Genomic DNA, 15963 nt, shown 5'->3' with positions numbered 1-15963 from the left:
CTTACATTCTGCTTACGCATGCATAAAATTTTTCTTTCATTACAGATACTTAATCAAATCTTAACGCTACCTTAAGGCGTTCCTGCAGCCTCAGCCAAAAGCCTTGTTGCGCAGCGCGAGCGCGACCGCCTCGGTGCGCGAGCGCACATGCAACTTCTGCAGGATGCTGGTCATGTGGTGCTTGACCGTCTTCTCGGCAAGGTGAAGGTGCTCGCCGATCTCGCGGTTGGTGAGTCCGCGACTGAGGAGCTCGAGCACGCCCGACTCGCGCGGGGTCAGACTCGACAAGGCGTCCTGTGGCCGTGCCCGCGAGAACTCGACCAGCAGTTCCGCAGCCAGCGCGGGCGTCACGTAGGCCTCGCCGTCGGCCACGCTGGCGGCAATCCGGCGCAGCTCCGCGGCCGACACGCCCTTCAGCACGTAGCCGTGGGCGCCGTTCTTGAGTGCGGCGAGCAGGCACTCCGGGTCCTCCGCCACCGTCAGCATCATGATGCGCACCCCGGGAAGACTGACCGAGAGCTTCTCGGCTGCCGCGATGCCACCCATCCCCGGCATGCTGACATCCAGCAACACCATGTCGGGCTGCAGCGCCGCCGCCAGGCTCAAGGCCTCCTCGCCGCTGCCCGCCTCGCCGACCACGACGAAATCGTCCGTTGCAGCCAGCGAATGCGCGACCCCTTCGCGAAACAGCCGATGGTCATCGACGAGCAGGATGTGGATCGGTCGGTGCATGAATCGAACTCCCGTGGGTGATGGGCAGGCGCGCCCTGACGCTCGTCCCGTGCTCGGGGGCGCTGTCGAGCTCAAAGACGCCGCCGAGCAGGCGTACCCGCTCGCGCAGCAGCGCCAGGCCAAGACGGCCGCCCTCGGCGATGCGGCTGGGATCGAAGCCGGGGCCGGCATCGGCGACCACGATCTCGAGCTCGTCACCGTGACGACGCACCGTGAGCCTGCATGCTCCGTCCGGCGCATGGCGCAGGCTGTTGTTCAGCGATTCCTGAATGAAGCGGTAGGCGGTGATCTTGAGCGCAAGGCCTGCCGGGTCGCGCCCGGTATCCAGATCGGCGAGATCGGCGGCGATATCGACAACGATGGCGCCGATCGTCGTCCCCGACTGGCGCTCGACATCACGCACCGCGCGCCGGATCGCGTCCGTCAGGGACAGGGCATCCATCCCGGGCAGACCGAGACCGGCGGCAATGGCGCGCAACTCGCCCAGCGCATCGTGCAGGGCCGAGCGCAGCCTGCAGCGGTCCGGATCGACAAAGCCATCGGAGTGCAGCTGCAGCGCGTCGCGCTCACGGGTCGCGGCCTCGTCGAAACGCATCAGCGCAAAGGCGATCTGCTGAGCGGGCCCGTCATGCAGGTCGGCCGCGATCCGATGCAGGAAGGCCTCGTTGAGCGCCGTCGTGCGCGCGCCCGCCCGGCGCAGTTGCGCGCGGATGTGCTCGTTCTCCTGCAGCGCAGTGCGCAACTGTTCGAGCTGCTGCTGCAGGTCGCGACGCTGCGCGACGATGGTGTCGTTGGCCCGCCGGACCAGGCCGCGCAGCAGCAGATAGATTGCCAGCGTGGCACAGGCCAGCAGCGCCCAGCTGCGCTCGCGAGCCTGCTCGATGTCGCGCAGCAGATTGTCGGTCGCATGGTAGAACTCCGCCACCAGTTCGACCTCGGCACTGCCGTCCAGCTTCAGCGGCACATACACCTCGAGCAGTTGCGGCCAGCGTGCGCGCTCGGTGAGGTTGTCGGGCTGCTCGAGCCGGCTCAGCCGGGCCTGCAACTCGCCCGCCAGGGCGGCCGCGCGTGCGCCTTCGACGGGAAAGCGTCGACCCCGTTGCGCATGATCGCTGCTGTACAGGATCGCGCCGTTGCGATCCCACAGCTTGAAGCGCACGACCTTGCGCTGCAGGGGGCTGTCGACGAACAGACGATCCAGGCGAGTGTGAATTTCCGCGCTCGGGTCGGCCAGCGCACCGGCCTGCAGGGCCGGGCCGAGCTGGGTCGCGAGGATGCTTTCGGTATACACGGCAGCCATCGCCGCGGTTCGATTCACCGCATTGAGCTCGATCTGTCGCCCGAGCCAGGCGCCGAAGACCAGCATCGCCACGGTCAACAGGGCCGCACTGATCAGCAGGAATTGCCGGGAAAAGCTCAGCGGCTCGAAGGGCCGGCGAACCGTCGGATTCATGGCATGTGCGATCGCTTCGCTGGTCATCTTGCCTCGGTACCCGAATCCATGTCGGGATGGTAGCACCGCCCGTCCGGCGCCAAGTCAGACCAAGGTCTGAACGGCATTGCATCCTTGGCCCCAATCGTGACGCGACCGATGCCCCTGCTGCAATAAGGCCTTTCGTGGCCAAATGATCGTGTCGGTACGACAACTAAAAAGGGGGGAGAACATCATGGCCAGCCTGTTCGCATTCCAGCCTCGGCGCGCTATCGCGACCACGTTCGCAAGCACGCTCAAGATCACGCTCACAGCAGGGCTGCTTGCGCTTGGCGCCGCCACGCCCGCGCTGGCCGCGGAGACCGAATCCGCGACCGCGCGCGGCGGCCGGCTCTACGACAAGTTCTACGCCGAAAACAAGGCGAGCAAGCCCACCGACAACCATCCCGCCTACGCCAACAAGGCGGGCAAGTACGACAAGGAGAACTCCTGGCGCTGCAAGGAGTGCCACGGCTGGGACTACCTCGGCAAGGACGGCGCCTATGCGAGCGGCAGCCACTTCAGCGGCATCAAGGGCGTTGCGGCCTACGCCGGCAAGGCGCCGGCCGACATCGCGGCGATCATCCGCAACGCCACCCACGCCTACACCGACAAGCACCTGTCCGATCGCGACGTGAACGACCTCGCGCTTTTCATCAGCCAGGGGCAACCCGACATGAGCCGCCTGATCGACGCGCAGACCAAGAAAGCCAAGGGCGACCCGGCCAAGGGCGAGGCCTATTTCAACACCTTGTGCGCCGGTTGCCACGGCACCGACGGCAAGAAGGTCAAGGACGCGCCGGCATTGGGTTCGGTGGCCGACAACCACTACGAGATGCTGCACAAGGTGCTCAACGGCCAGCCAGGCGAAGGCATGCCTGCGCTGCGCGCGCTCGATCACCAGATTTCGGCCGACATCGTCAGCTACCTGCCGAGCCTCCCGAAGGAATAAGCGGGCACCACGGCAGCGTGATGCGGCGGGCACCTCGGGTGCCCGCCCGTTTTTGGGGCCAGTCGCGTACAGGCCCGACAACAAAGGCAAGGGAACATGTTCAGGCGAATCTGGGGCTGGCTACGCCGCCCGAATGCGAAGCGATCGGCCGGCGTATTGCTCGTACTGGGCGCGGTCGGTGGGCTGACCCTCTGGGGCGGGTTCAATGCAGCGCTGGAATACACCAACACCACGGCGTTCTGCGTGTCCTGCCACGAGATGGATCAGCTCGTGCATCAGGAGTACAAGCAGAGCGCACATTACAAGAACCCGTCGGGGGTTCGCGCCGAGTGCGCGGATTGCCACGTGCCCAGCGAAATGGGCCCGAAGCTGATTCGCAAGATCAAGGCCTCTGCCGAGGTGTGGCATGCGCTGCGGGGAACGATCGACACGCCGGAGAAATTCGAGGCGCAGCGGCTGGTGATGGCACAGCGCGTGTGGGCGGAGATGACCGCAAACAACTCGCGCGAATGCCGCAACTGTCACGGCTACGAGGCGATGGCTTTCCACCAGCAGACGCAGCGCGGCGGCGAGAAGATGGAGCAGGCGATGCTCGACAACGCACCGTGCATCGAGTGCCACAAGGGCGTTGCCCACAAGCGGCCGGTCGAGCCGCGGGACGACTGAGCCTGCGTGAAGTTCAAGGCAGGAAGCGCTCGAAACCCGCCGGCAGCGGCGCGTTCTCCAGGCTGCGCTGGGTGAACAGGAAGCGCCCGTCGCACACGAAGCCGAGGTCGGCCCAGTCGACCGCGTTGAGCGCATCGCGGAAGGCCTCGGCATCCACATCCGCCCGGCGGGGAAACACCGCCATCACCGCGCCGTCGTAATCGTTGCAGGGATGCACGAAGAAGGGCTTCGCCACCCGCGTCTTGCCATTCACATACACCCGCGGCTGGGTGCTGCGGTAGTGCAGCCGGCCCCACATCCACCAGTTCGACTCGTCGAACCTGGTCACCTTGCGCTGCAGCAGGCGCGCCTTGTGCGCCAGCAGGGCGTGAGGCGGACGCTCGCCGGGTTCGGTGAAGATCATGCGCCGGGTCTGGCCGGTGCTGACCGTGGATGAGCACACGAACTCGCGGTTGCCCTGGAGCAGGTCGGCGTACAGCTCGTCTGCGCCCGACACCGCGCCCACCTTGACGAAGGCCACGTCCGAGAGCCGCAGGGGGTAGTCGCCGCGCGCGAACATGAGGTGGCCGGCGCATTCGATGAAGTGGCGCGCCTCCCAGCGCGGCGCGGCGAGCGCAGCGCCGAGGTCGTCGCCGACGCCGATCTCGCAGTAACGCATGTCACGTGCGGCACAGCCCTTCTCGAAGCGCCAGATCAGGCAGTTCGGCACCGCATCGGGGAACACGCGTGCGTCGCCGAGTTCGATCGCATCGGTGATGCTGCCCGCCTCGAACAGCAGGCGGTTGAGCTTGACCGCCGAGGTCGCCTTGAGGAAGTCGCGCGGCGTGATGAAGATCAGCTCGCCGCCCGGCTCGAGATGGCGCAGGCACTTGTCGATGAAGAACAGGTAGAGATTGGCGCGCTTGTCCAGGCAGGCACCGTACTGGCCGCGCGCGATCAGGGCCTGGGTCGAGACCGGGATGTCCTGGAAGCGCACATAGGGCGGATTGCCGATGATGGTGTCGAACTGCTCGCGCTCGGGGTAGGCGAAGAAGTCGATCGCCTTTGCGCCGGGCGGGCAGTGGTCGGGGTCGAGCTCCAGCCCCACCGCGCCCGGCAGGTGGCGCAGGAAGGCGCCATCGCCACAAGATGGCTCGAGCACGCGCCCATGGTTGCGGCGCAGGGCCAGCATCGCGCGCACGACCGCTTCGGGGGTGAAGATCTGCCCGAGCGCGGCGACGTCGCGCAGGCCAAGGGCGAGTTGCTCAGACATGGGGCGTTCCGCGATGGGGAACCACCCGGGGGGCGCGGGAATCAAGGCAGGCAGACATGGGCGGCGATGTTACCAAGGCCACCGCCCGTTGGGGCGGCCCCGTATGCGACACTGCCCGCCCCGCCCCCATGGCCCAGAGCCGCCCAGCGGCGCGCACCCGGACTTCGCCGCGATGCCTGCACCTCCCGCCCAAACCTCCCCACCCGACGCCGACGCGCTGTTACGCCTGATCGACGAGGTCGTCCACGAGCTGCAACCGGGTACGGCGCGGCGCGCCAGCCTCGACAGCACGCTGGACCGCGAGCTCGGCCTCGACAGCCTGAGCCGCGTCGAACTGCTCGCCCGCATCGAACGCCGCTTCGCGCTGCGCCTGCCGACCGAGGTCCTCACCGGCGCCGACACGCCACGCGACCTGCTGCGCGCGATGACGCAGGCCGCCCGCACCCCTGCGCCACCATCCCGCACCGTGGGCGGCGCGCCGCCACCGCCCTCACTGCCCGAGCCGACGACGGCCGACGCCACGCCCCAGCTCCCGGAGTCCGCCGCAACCCTGGTCGAGGTCCTCGAATGGCATGTCGCCCGCCATCCCGAGCGCACCCACGTCCGCTTCCTGGTGGACGACGACAACGTGCAGACGCTCAGTTGCGGACAACTGCACGAAGCGGCCACGCACTTCGCCGGCGCGCTCGTCGCGCTCGGCGTGCGCCCGGGCGACTGCGTGGCGCTGATGCTGCCCTCGGGGCTGGACTTCTTCCGCTGCTTCTTCGGCATCCTGTTCGCCGGCGCGGTGCCGGTGCCGATGTATCCACCGGCGCGCCCCAACCAGATCGAGGAGCACCTGCGCCGCCAGGCCGGCATCCTGCGCAACTGCGAGGCACGGGTGCTGATCACTTTCGACCGCGTGCGCCCGCTCGCGCGCATGCTCGCCGGGCTGGTGCCGACGCTCGCCCATGTCAGCACCCCGGATACGCTGGCTGCAGCCGGAATCGCCGCGCTGCCGCCGCAGCCGCTGCGCAGCGCGGCGCTCGGCCTGATCCAGTACACCTCCGGCTCCACCGGCGACCCCAAGGGCGTGGCGCTGAGCCACGCCAACCTGCTCGCCAACATCCGCGCCTGGGGGCGCGCCGCCGCGCTCGGGCCGCAGGACGTGTGCGTGAGCTGGCTGCCGCTTTACCACGACATGGGCCTGATCGGCACCTGGCTCGGCAGCCTGTACCACGGCTGCACCCTGGTGCTGATGTCGCCGCTCGACTTCCTCGCCCGCCCCGAGCGCTGGCTGTGGGCGATCCACCGCTACCGCGGCACGGTCACGGCGGCGCCCAACTTCGCCTTCGAGCTGTGCGTAAAACGCCTGGCCGACGCCGAGCTCGACGGCCTCGACCTGTCCTCCTGGCGCCTGGCTGCCAACGGCGCCGAACCGGTCAGCCCCGACACCCTGGCGCGCTTCGCCGCCGCCTTCGCCCGCTATGGGCTGGATGGGCACAACCTGATGCCCGTCTATGGCCTGGCCGAATGTGCGGTAGGGCTGTGCGTGCCCCCGCCCGGCCGTGGCGTGGTGGTCGACCGCGTGCAGCGAGCCAGCGTGCGCCTGGGCGAACAGATCGAACCCGCGTCGGATGCGGCGGACACCACGGACGCAGTGAACGCCGCAAACACCGCGGACGACGGCGACACGCTGCGCCTGGTGTCCTGCGGCCCGACGCTGCCCGGCCACGCGCTGCGCGTCGTGGACACCGACGGCCATCCCCTGCCCGAGCGCTGCGTGGGCGAGGTCGAGTTCCGCGGCCCGTCGGCCACCGCCGGCTACTACCGCAACCCGGCGGCCACCGCGGCGCTGATCCGCAACGGCTGGCTCGCCACCGGCGACCACGGCTACCTGGCAGACGGCGAGCTCTACCTGACCGGGCGCGCGAAGGAGATGATCATCCGCGCCGGCCGCAACCTCTACCCCTACGATCTCGAGCAGGCGGTGGGCGAGCTGCCCGGCGTGCGCAAGGGCTGCGTGGCGGTGTTCGGCACCCGCGCGCCGGGGCAGACGGAGGAACGCCTGATCGTGGTGGCAGAGACGCGCGAGCACGACACGGCGGCGCGCGCCGCGCTCGAGGCGCGCATCAGCGCCGCCGCGATGGACCAGCTCGGCCTCGCCCCCGACGTGGTCGTGCTCGCCCCGCCGCACGCGGTGCTCAAGACCTCCAGCGGCAAGATCCGCCGCGCCGCCATCCGCGACGCCTACCTCGCCGGCACCCTCGGCGCGCCCAGCCGCGCCGCCTGGGTGCAGGTGCTGCGCCTGCAACTGGCAAGCCTCGCCGGCCGTGCGCGCCGCGCCGCGGGGGCGGTGCCGCGCCAGCTCCAGGCCGCGTGGGCGTGGGCTACCTTCATGCTGCTCGCCCCGCTGGCCGCACTGGGCATCCTCACCCTGCCGCGGCTCGAGCAGCGCTGGACCGTCTGCCACCACCTCGCGCGCCTGCATGCCCGACTGTGCGGGTGCCCCCTGCGGGTCGAGGGCGCCGACTGCCTGCCAGCCAGCGGCTGCGTAGTGGTCGCCAACCACGCCAGCTACATCGACGGCCTCGTGCTCGCCGCCGCGCTGCCGCATCCGCTGCGCTTCGTGGCCAAGGCCGAGCTGCGCGACAGTCGGCTGCTGCGCCCACTCTTCGAGCGCATGGGCACGCATTTCGTGCGCCGCTTCGACGCCGGCCACGGGGTCGAGGATGCCGACACGCTCGCCGCCGGGGCAGGGGCGGGCGCACCGCTGCTGTTCTTCGCCGAGGGCACCTTCAACGCCCGTCCCGGCCTGCAGGCCTTCCGCCTCGGCGCCTTCCAGGCCGCCGCGCGCCAGGGTCTGCCGGTGGTGCCGGTCGCGCTCGCCGGCACCCGCGCGGTGCTGCCCGACGGAAGCTGGCGGCCACGCCCCGGCCCGCTCGCGGTCACGATCTGCGCGCCGCACCAGCCCGCGGGCGAGGACTGGCACGACCTTCTCGCCCTGCGCGACGCGGTGCGCGCCGACATCCTCGCGCACTGCGGCGAGGACGACGCGACGCAAACCTGAATCGCCGGCGGCGCTCGCCTCGCGGCCTTCGTCACTGCACCGACACAGCCGCGCAACATGGCGGCGGGCCGCCCCCCTTGCCTATACTGCACCCACGGGCGACGCCCCTCCCTCAGCCCTTCCTATAAGGAAACGCGCATGTCCCACTGGTATTCCGACAACGCCGACTCCATCGGCCACACCCCGCTCGTCCGCCTCAACCGCGTGACCGACGGCGCCCAGGCCACCGTGCTCGCCAAGATCGAGGGCCGCAATCCGGCCTTCTCGGTCAAGTGCCGCATCGGCACCTCGATGGTTAAGGACGCCGAAGCCCACGGCCGCCTCGGCCTGGGCAAGGAGATCGTCGAGCCGACCAGCGGCAACACCGGCATCGCGCTCGCCTTCGTGTGCGCGGCGCGCGGCATCCCGCTGACGCTGACCATGCCCGAGACCATGAGCATCGAGCGCCGCAAGCTGCTGGTGGCCTATGGCGCCAAGCTGGTGCTGACCGAAGGCCCCAAGGGCATGAACGGCGCGATCGCAAAGGCGCAGGAGATCGTCGCCTCCGACCCCGACCGCTACGTGCTGCTGCAGCAGTTCGAGAACCCGGCCAACCCGGCGATCCACGAGACCACCACCGGCCCCGAGATCTGGAACGACACCGACGGCGGCATCGACATCCTGGTGTCGGGCGTGGGCACCGGCGGCACCATCACCGGCATCTCGCGCTACATCAAGCGCGTGCGCGGCAAGGAGATCCAGTCGGTGGCGGTCGAGCCCAGCGCCAGCCCGGTGCTCACCCAGCACCTCGCCGGCCAGCCGCTCGCCCCCGCGCCGCACAAGATCCAGGGCATCGGCGCCGGCTTCGTGCCCAAGGTGCTTGATTTGTCGCTGATCGACAGCGTCGAGCAGGTGACGAACGAGGACGCGGTGCTCTACGCCCGCCGCCTGGCGCGCGAGGAAGGCATCCTCGCCGGCATCTCCTGCGGCGCGGCGACGGCGGTCGCGGTGCGCCTGGCGCAGCGGCCGGAGAACGCCGGCAAGACCATCGTGGTGATCCTGCCGGATTCGGGCGAGCGCTATCTGAGCTCGATCCTGTTCGAGGGCATGTTCGACGAGAAGGGGCTGGCGGTTTGAGTTGCCATGAGGCCCATGCGCATCATCTGCCGCGCATGGGCCTCGTCCGGACGAGAAGGCTTTGGAGCCCCGCTCAGATCCGGAGTTGAAACTTAACGCGATGCGTTATACGCTTCTCGTCATGATCCGCTCCTTCAAATGCCGGGACACACAGGCGCTTTTCGCTGGAGAAGCCAGCCCGCGCTTCGCCAACTTCAGGGCCGTGGCCGAGCGCAAGCTGGCGATGCTTCATCGTGCAATCCGGCTGGACGACTTGCGCATACCGCCCAACAACCGTCTCGAGGCCTTGAAGGGCGACCGCCGCGGCCAGCACAGCATCCGCATCAACGGGCAATGGCGGCTGTGCTTCCGCTTCGACGGCAGCGATGCATTCGACGTCGAGATCGTCGATTACCACTGAGAGGCAGATACATGGACCCCATCACCAATGGCATGCGGCCAATTCATCCGGGCGAAATACTCCGCGAGGAGTTCCTGATTCCGCTCGGCATCACCGCGCACGCACTGGCGCTCGAGCTACAGGTTTCGGCGCCGCGGATCAACGACATCGTTCGCGAGCGACGTGCCGTCACCGCCGACACGGCCCTGCGCCTGGCGGCCTTCTTCGGGAACAGCGCAGAGTTCTGGATGGGATTGCAGGCGGATTACGACATGGCGGTAGCGCGCAGCAGCGCCGCCGATGCGATCGCACGCATCCGGCGCTTCGCGCCTGCACACTGATCCGTAATCGCGGTAGTTGCTCAAGTGCGCCCTGCACGCCACTCGACCATGCCCCTGCGCATCCGCCGCGCCTACGACCCACCTGCACCCGACGACGGCTGCCGCGTGCTGGTCGACCGTCTGTGGCCACGCGGTCTCAAGCGCGAGACGGCGGGCGTTGACCGCTGGCTGCGCGAGCTCGCGCCGTCGAACGAACTGCGCACGTGGTTCGCCCACGATCCCGCACGCTGGGATGAGTTCCGCCAGCGCTACGCCGAGGAGCTGCAGGCCCCCGCCGCCACCGCGGCGCTCGCCGAGCTACGCAGCCTGATCGCCGTACACCCGGTCGTCACCCTGCTCTACGCCGCACGCGACACCACCTGCAACAATGCCGAGGCGCTGCGTCTCTGGCTGGAAGCCGGCCCGGGCAAAGGATGAGCCCTTCCTCCTCCGACCTGGATCAACGCAGACCGCGCAAGCTCAGCGCCACATGTCGCGCATCTTCGCCGCCAGATCGATCGCCGCCTGGCGCGAGGCCGGCGAGCCCTGCTGTTCGGGCGGTGGCGGTGGCCAGCTCATCTGCTCGAAGTGCCCGAGCAGGCGGTTGGGGATGAAGCGCGTGCGCCCGGCGTACACATGGCGGTCGCCCATGCCCATCTGCTGGGTGACGTAGAAGCGCTGCGGCACGATGAGGTCGAGGCTGTCCTTGGCGCGCGTCATCCCCACGTAGAGCAGGCGGCGCTCTTCCTCGATCTCGGCGCTGTTGCGGGTGGCGACGTCGGACGGGATGCAGCCGTCGACCACGTTGAGCACGCTCACCGCGTTCCATTCCTGGCCCTTGGCCGAGTGCATCGTGGACAGGATCAGGTAGTCCTCGTCGAGCAGCGGCATGCCCGCCTCGCCGCTGGTGGCGCTGGGCGGGTCCAGCGTCAGTTCGGTGAGGAAGCGCTCGCGGCTCGGGCTGGTGGCGGCGATGCGGGAGAGCTGCTGGATGTCGAGCACGCGCAGCGCGAAGTCGTCGTACAGGCGCGGCATCTGCGCCTCGTACCAGCGGCAGGCGAGCTCGAAATCGACCGGCCATTGCGGGCGCCCGGCCAGGCGATCGATCAGCGCAGCGAATTCCTGCCAGCCGGCGCGCGCGGCCTCGGGCACCGGCTGCTCGGCGAGCAGCGCGCAGCCCTCGGGCGCAGTGCACACGTTGTCGAGCACGCGGCCGGCGGTCTTGGGCCCGATGCCGGCGAGCAGCTGGATGGCGCGGAAGCCCGAGATGCGGTCGCGCGGGTTCTCGGCCCAGCGCAGCACGGCGAGCACGTCCTTGACGTGGGCGGCTTCCAGAAACTTGAGGCCGCCGAACTTCACGAACGGGATGTTGCGCCGGGTGAGCTCCAGCTCCAGGCGCGCGCTGTGCGCCGAGGCGCGGAACAGCACCGCCTGCTGCTTCAACTTGAGCCCTTCCTCGCGCCGCGCCAGCACGGTGTCGACAACGAAGGCGGCCTGATCGGCGTCGTCCTTGACCGCCACGAGGCGCGGACGCTGGGCCGATTCGCGCTCGGACCACAGGTTCTTGGTGAAGCGCTCGGCGGCGAGCGCGATCACCGCGTTGGCGGCTTCCAGGATCGGCTTGGTGGAACGGTAGTTCTGCTCCAGCGTCACGACCTGCGCCGGCGGATCGAATGCGGCGGGAAAGTCGAGGATGTTGCGCACGGTGGCGCCGCGAAAGGCGTAGATCGACTGCGCGTCGTCGCCGACCACGGTGAGGCCGCGACCGTCCGGCTTCATCGCCAGCAGGATCGCGGCCTGCAGGTGGTTGGTGTCCTGGTATTCGTCGACCAGCACGTGGTCGAACAGGCCGCCGATCTCGGCGCCGAGTTCGGGCTCGGCCACCATCTGCGCCCAGTACAGCAGCAGGTCGTCGTAATCCAGCACCTGCTGCGCCTGCTTGGCTTCCACATAGGCGCGGAACAGGCGCTTCAGGTCGTCCTCCCACTGCGCGCACCACGGATAGCTCGCCTGCAGCACCTCGGCGAGCGGCGCGCGCGTGTTGACCGCCGCCGAGTAGATCGCCAGGCAGGTGCCCTTCTGCGGAAAGCGCTGCCTGGTGGCCGACAGCCCCGCCTCGTGGCGCACCAGGTTCATCAGGTCGCCGGAATCCTCGCGGTCGTGGATGGTGAAGCCGGCATCGAGCCCGATGCGCCCGGCGTAGTCGCGCAGCAAGCGCGCGCCGATGGCGTGGAAGGTGCCCGACCAGCGCAGTTCGGCCTGCGCCAGCCCGGGCCGGCCGGCGGCCGCCTGCGCGAGGATGCGCCGCACCCGCCGACCCATCTCGTCGGCCGCGCGCCGCGAGAAGGTGAGCAGCAGGATGCGCCCGGGGTCGGCGCCGTGGGCGATGAGATGCGCCACGCGATGCGCCAGGGTGTTGGTCTTGCCCGAACCGGCGCCGGCGATGACCAGCAGCGGCGCCGCCGGGGTCGGGACATGGCCTTCGCGAGTCGCCGCATCCGTGATGCCGTGCTCGACCGCCGCGCGCTGCGCCGGGTTGAGGCGGGCGAGCGGGTCGGAAGCGAGCAGGTCAGGCACTGCCGCAGGGGCTGCGGCAGCAGGAGAAGACGAAGGCGGCATGGCTGTAATTATATTCAGCCAATGCCGCCGACGATAGGGCAGGACTGCAGGCGTTCAGCCCGAGCTCGCAGGTCGGCGCAGAAGACCGACCTGCTGCCCGTGCCTCATGCCGCCATCCACCTCATGCCGCCACCCGCAGCGGTGCCGCGCGCTGCCGCAGCAGCCGGGTCAGCGGACTGTGCGGCCGGGCTCCGACGCGCTCGTTGCACAGCGCAACGGCGAGCGCCTGCTGGCCATCGCGCAGCGCGGCCTCGATCAGTGTCAGGTCGAGCACGCTGCGCTGCGCATGGCTGCCGCCGAAGCGGTGGGCGATCTCGCGCACGTCGCGGATCAGGCGCACGGTTTCCGCATAGCGCCGCTGCCCGAAGGCGCGGATCGCCCGCGTCAGCGGCTGGCCCACCTCGCGCGTGAAAGCGGCGTTGTCGCCCTCGCCCTGTATCGCCGCGTGCTGAGTCTCCAGCACCGTGTCGACCAGGTCGAGACGCTCCGCGCCAACGAAGGCCATGGTCGCGTGCACGTCGTTGAAGGCGTAGTTGCCGGCGGCAGCGAACGGCGCCCAGTCCTCGGCGAGCTGCTGCCAGCGCGTGCCGACATCGATGCCGCGCAGATGCAGGCGCCACAGCATGGCCGAGGCGTCGATCATGTCGAGGATCACGGTCGAGCGCTCGCCGCGGATCGGCCCGTCGTACAGCGCCAGCACCTCGTCGATCTCGCCCAGCTCGAGGTGGTAGAGCGCGAGATGCCACCAGTTGTGCACGCGGAAGAAGCTGTCGGTGGACCACGCCGCGGGGTCGGCGCGCATCCAGGCGATGCCGTCGCGCTCGCGGCCCTGCATCTCCATCACGTGCGCCACCGCGTGCTGGGCCCAGCCGTCGCGCACCTCGATCTCGACCGCCGCGCGCCCCTGCGCCTCGGCGCTGACATACTCGCCGCACTCCTCGAGGCCGAAGGCGTACATGCCGAGCACGGCGTGGTAGCCCGGCATGGCGCTCGACCACGCCGGCAGCGCGCGGGCGATGCGGTCGCGCAGCATGCGTGCGTTGCCGACGTAGAAGTCGAGCAGGTGCCCCGCCTGCAGCGCGAGCGCATCCGTCGGATGGTCGATGGCGACCTCCTCCAGCACGCGCCCGGCCTGGCGGAAGCGGCCATCCACCAGCGCGCCGATCGCCTGCAGGTGGCCACGCTCGCGCGCGTTCGCCGGCAGACGGGACGCGGCGGCGAGGCAGTCGCGCGCCACCGCGATCGCCCCCGGCTCGGTACCGAGCAGGTGCAGCCAGGCCTTCAGCGCGTGGGCCATGACGAAGTCGGGGCGCAGCGCGAGGGCGGCATCGACGCTCGCTACCGGGTCCTCGATGTAGCAGCGGAACTGGTGCAGGGCACGCCGGTAGTGGGCGGCGCTGTCGGCGTCGGCGCCGGTGCAGGCGAGGCCGTGGTCGTCGTGAAAGCTCATCTTCGTTCTCCTTGCTGGGGTGGGGGTGACGCGCCTTCTGCCCCCGGCCAGCGAAGATCGGCCGGGGCGTGCGCGCAGTGCTAAGTTAAGTGCATGGCCGCATGGCCGATATGTCCGCGACGCCGGAAATCTTGACCGCGGCGCCGCGGATCGCAGCAGGAGGTCAGCAGGGTGGATGCACTGTCCGATGTCTTCGCCGCGGTGCGCCTGTCGGGTGGCGTGTTCCTCGACGCGGAGTTCAGCGCGCCGTGGTGCGTCGAGTCGCAGGTTGGGCCGGAGGAGTTTCCGCAGGGCGAGATGCCGGCCCATCTGATCGCCTACCACTATGTGGTGGCGGGGCGCATGTTCGTGCAGGTGGGCGGCGAGGCGGTCGAAGTGGCGGCGGGCGAGATCGTGATGCTGCCGCGCAACGACGGCCACCTGCTGGCGAGCGCGCCGGGCCTGCGGCCGACGCCGATCGACGACCACCTGCAGGCCCCGGCCGCCGCCGCGCCGGCGTCGTTGCGCCTCGGCGGTGGTGGCGAGCACACCCGCATCGTGTGCGGCTTTCTCGGCTGCGAGGCGCCGCACAACCCGCTCGTCGCCACCCTGCCGCCGGTGCTGAAGCTGGAGGTGCGCGACGGCACCGGCGGGGCCTGGATCGAGAGCTCCTTCCGCCACGCCGCCGCGGAATTCGCCGAAGGCGGCGTCGGCTCGGCGGCCGTGCTCGGCAAGCTCGCCGAACTCCTGTTCGTGGAGGCGGTGCGGCGTTATCTGGCGAGCCTGCCCGCCGGCCACACCGGCTGGCTCGCCGGCCTGCAGGACCGCGCGGTCGGGCGCGCGCTGGCCCTCCTGCACAGCCGCGTCGCCCATCCGTGGACGACCGAGGAGCTGGCGCGCGAGGTCGGGCTGTCGCGCTCTGCCTTCGCCGAGCGCTTCACCACGCTGCTCGGCACGCCGCCGATGCACTACCTGGCGAACTGGCGGCTGCAGCTCGCCGCCCTGCGCCTGCGCGAAAGCCCCGCCGCCACCGCGCAGATCGCCTTCGATGTCGGCTACGAGTCGGAGGCCGCGTTCTGCCGCGCCTTCAAGCGCGCCTTCGGCACCACCCCGGCGGCTTGGCGGCGCCAGGCCGGGCGCTGAGCCATGCCCCCGGTACACGCGCCGATGTGTCCAGTGCCGCCTCGCCAGCCTCGGCGCCCTCTCCTATGATGGCGCACCGACCCGCCGCAGAAATCGTCGCCGTCGCAAGGACCGAACGCCGTGCCCGAATCCTCCGCCCCGACACCCCCGACACCCCCGACACCCCCGCCGCACCCGCGCCGGGTCATCCTCTTCAGTGGCCACATGGTCGATGCGCCCGACCGCGCGGCGCCGCGCTTTCCCCCCGCGTGCGTGCCCGCGGCGGCAGCGCATATCGCTGCCGCGCTCGACCAACTGCAGGCCGGGCCGGACGACCTCGGCCTGACCCAGGGCGCCGCCGGTGGCGACCTGCTGTTTGCCGAGGCGGCGCAGGAACGCGGCATGGCGCTGCAGTTCCTGCAGCCATTCGACGAGGCCGAGTTCATCGAGCGCTCGGTGCGGCCGGTGTGCGACGGCGAGGATTGGGTGGCACGCTATCGTGCGGTCGCCGCCCGCCTCGCCCGCCCGCCGCAGGTCATGCCGACGTCCGCACCCGGCGCACGGACCGGCAGCGGCCCGGACGCTGCGAAACTCCCGCCCGAGGACAACCCCTTCGAGCGCTGCAACCGCTGGCTGCTCGACACCGCGCTTGCCCGCGGCGGCGAGCAGGTGTGGCTGCTGTGCCTGTGGGACGGCCAGGGCGGCGACGGTGCGGGCGGCACCGCGCACATGGTGGGCGAAGTGCGGCGCCACCGCGGCCACGTCATCCACATCGACTGCCGGCGGCTGTGGCAGGGCGCAGGCCCCTGATCTAGGCTGGATCAATACCGTGGCGCGAGCCGACACATCACCGGCC

Annotated in this window: 14 protein-coding genes; 9 read left to right on the top strand and 5 right to left on the bottom strand. The window is 70.0% G+C overall.

Translation table 11 applies throughout. The annotated features are described in order from the left end of the window. Positions 1 to 90: 90 nt before the first annotated feature. The gene (locus RBT54_RS03415; RefSeq protein WP_320364116.1) at positions 91 to 732 is read right to left on the bottom strand and encodes a response regulator transcription factor; all 642 of its coding nucleotides are present in this window, start codon (positions 730 to 732) and stop codon (positions 91 to 93) included. After that, complete coding sequence (locus tag RBT54_RS03410) at positions 698 to 2185, bottom strand: sensor histidine kinase (RefSeq protein WP_320364114.1); 1488 nt, start codon at positions 2183 to 2185, stop codon at positions 698 to 700. Before RBT54_RS03410 ends, RBT54_RS03415 begins: the two co-directional genes overlap by 35 nt. 214 nt (positions 2186 to 2399) lie before the next feature. On the opposite strand from RBT54_RS03410, the gene RBT54_RS03405 reads away from it, so the two are divergent. Beyond that, positions 2400 to 3155, top strand: coding sequence for a c-type cytochrome (locus RBT54_RS03405; protein ID WP_320364112.1), 756 nt, complete (start codon positions 2400 to 2402; stop codon positions 3153 to 3155). Between the two features lie 96 nt (positions 3156 to 3251). Next, positions 3252 to 3821 (top strand): NapC/NirT family cytochrome c, encoded by a 570-nt coding sequence (locus RBT54_RS03400; RefSeq protein WP_320364110.1) that lies wholly within the window; start codon positions 3252 to 3254, stop codon positions 3819 to 3821. 13 nt (positions 3822 to 3834) lie between these two features. Here the strand turns inward: RBT54_RS03400 and RBT54_RS03395 are convergent, their stop codons facing one another. Continuing rightward, positions 3835 to 5073 carry a class I SAM-dependent methyltransferase gene (locus RBT54_RS03395; RefSeq protein WP_320364108.1) on the bottom strand — a complete coding sequence of 413 codons (1239 nt, stop codon included), beginning with the start codon at positions 5071 to 5073 and terminating at the stop codon, positions 3835 to 3837. Positions 5074 to 5245: 172 nt separating this feature from the next. On the opposite strand from RBT54_RS03395, the gene RBT54_RS03390 reads away from it, so the two are divergent. From RBT54_RS03390 to RBT54_RS03370, 5 genes are all read left to right on the top strand, one after another. Next, positions 5246 to 8122 carry an AMP-binding protein gene (locus RBT54_RS03390; protein WP_320364106.1) on the top strand — a complete coding sequence of 959 codons (2877 nt, stop codon included), beginning with the start codon at positions 5246 to 5248 and terminating at the stop codon, positions 8120 to 8122. A 138-nt stretch (positions 8123 to 8260) separates the two neighbouring features. Continuing rightward, entirely contained in the window at positions 8261 to 9238 is a 978-nt protein-coding gene (cysK, locus tag RBT54_RS03385) for a cysteine synthase A (protein WP_320364104.1), read from the top strand. Between the two features lie 100 nt (positions 9239 to 9338). After that, positions 9339 to 9638, top strand: a complete 300-nt coding sequence (locus RBT54_RS03380) for a type II toxin-antitoxin system RelE/ParE family toxin (protein WP_320364102.1) — start codon at positions 9339 to 9341, stop codon at positions 9636 to 9638. Positions 9639 to 9649: 11 nt separating this feature from the next. Then, on the top strand, positions 9650 to 9958 hold the full coding sequence (locus tag RBT54_RS03375; RefSeq protein WP_320364100.1) for a HigA family addiction module antitoxin: 309 nt from the start codon (positions 9650 to 9652) through the stop codon (positions 9956 to 9958). A 48-nt stretch (positions 9959 to 10006) separates the two neighbouring features. Next, positions 10007 to 10375: a DUF488 domain-containing protein gene (locus tag RBT54_RS03370; protein WP_320364099.1), complete on the top strand. Its 369-nt coding sequence runs from the start codon at positions 10007 to 10009 to the stop codon at positions 10373 to 10375. Positions 10376 to 10417: 42 nt separating this feature from the next. Here the strand turns inward: RBT54_RS03370 and RBT54_RS03365 are convergent, their stop codons facing one another. Beyond that, complete coding sequence (locus RBT54_RS03365; RefSeq protein WP_320364097.1) at positions 10418 to 12556, bottom strand: ATP-dependent helicase; 2139 nt, start codon at positions 12554 to 12556, stop codon at positions 10418 to 10420. Positions 12557 to 12677: 121 nt separating this feature from the next. Continuing rightward, a complete protein-coding gene (locus RBT54_RS03360; RefSeq protein WP_320364095.1) occupies positions 12678 to 14006 on the bottom strand; it encodes a tetratricopeptide repeat protein in 1329 nt (442 codons plus the stop codon). Positions 14007 to 14177: 171 nt separating this feature from the next. Between RBT54_RS03360 and RBT54_RS03355 the strand changes: the two genes are divergently transcribed. Next, positions 14178 to 15128: an AraC family transcriptional regulator gene (locus RBT54_RS03355; RefSeq protein WP_320364093.1), complete on the top strand. Its 951-nt coding sequence runs from the start codon at positions 14178 to 14180 to the stop codon at positions 15126 to 15128. Positions 15129 to 15248: 120 nt separating this feature from the next. After that, positions 15249 to 15917 (top strand): hypothetical protein, encoded by a 669-nt coding sequence (locus RBT54_RS03350; RefSeq protein WP_320364091.1) that lies wholly within the window; start codon positions 15249 to 15251, stop codon positions 15915 to 15917. Positions 15918 to 15963: the final 46 nt, after the last annotated feature.

This window comes from Thauera sp. (assembly GCF_034003485.1).
GTDB lineage: Bacteria > Pseudomonadota > Gammaproteobacteria > Burkholderiales > Rhodocyclaceae > Thauera.
The sequence above is the reverse complement of the archived record's forward strand: the minus strand, read 5'-3'. Positions and strand labels throughout refer to the sequence as shown.

Bases quoted from the DNA above. Each gene is read 5' to 3' on its own strand.
- RBT54_RS03395 (WP_320364108.1), bottom strand. From the start codon at position 5,073: ATGTCTGAGCAACTCGCCCTTGGCCTGCGCGACGTCGCCGCGCTCGGG.
- cysK (WP_320364104.1), top strand. From the start codon at position 8,261: ATGTCCCACTGGTATTCCGACAACGCCGACTCCATCGGCCACACCCCG.
- RBT54_RS03410 (WP_320364114.1), bottom strand. From the start codon at position 2,185: ATGAATCCGACGGTTCGCCGGCCCTTCGAGCCGCTGAGCTTTTCCCGG.
- RBT54_RS03365 (WP_320364097.1), bottom strand. From the start codon at position 12,556: ATGCCGCCTTCGTCTTCTCCTGCTGCCGCAGCCCCTGCGGCAGTGCCT.
- RBT54_RS03405 (WP_320364112.1), top strand. From the start codon at position 2,400: ATGGCCAGCCTGTTCGCATTCCAGCCTCGGCGCGCTATCGCGACCACG.
- RBT54_RS03375 (WP_320364100.1), top strand. From the start codon at position 9,650: ATGGACCCCATCACCAATGGCATGCGGCCAATTCATCCGGGCGAAATA.
- RBT54_RS03360 (WP_320364095.1), bottom strand. From the start codon at position 14,006: ATGAGCTTTCACGACGACCACGGCCTCGCCTGCACCGGCGCCGACGCC.
- RBT54_RS03400 (WP_320364110.1), top strand. From the start codon at position 3,252: ATGTTCAGGCGAATCTGGGGCTGGCTACGCCGCCCGAATGCGAAGCGA.
- RBT54_RS03380 (WP_320364102.1), top strand. From the start codon at position 9,339: ATGCGTTATACGCTTCTCGTCATGATCCGCTCCTTCAAATGCCGGGAC.
- RBT54_RS03415 (WP_320364116.1), bottom strand. From the start codon at position 732: ATGCACCGACCGATCCACATCCTGCTCGTCGATGACCATCGGCTGTTT.
- RBT54_RS03390 (WP_320364106.1), top strand. From the start codon at position 5,246: ATGCCTGCACCTCCCGCCCAAACCTCCCCACCCGACGCCGACGCGCTG.
- RBT54_RS03370 (WP_320364099.1), top strand. From the start codon at position 10,007: ATGCCCCTGCGCATCCGCCGCGCCTACGACCCACCTGCACCCGACGAC.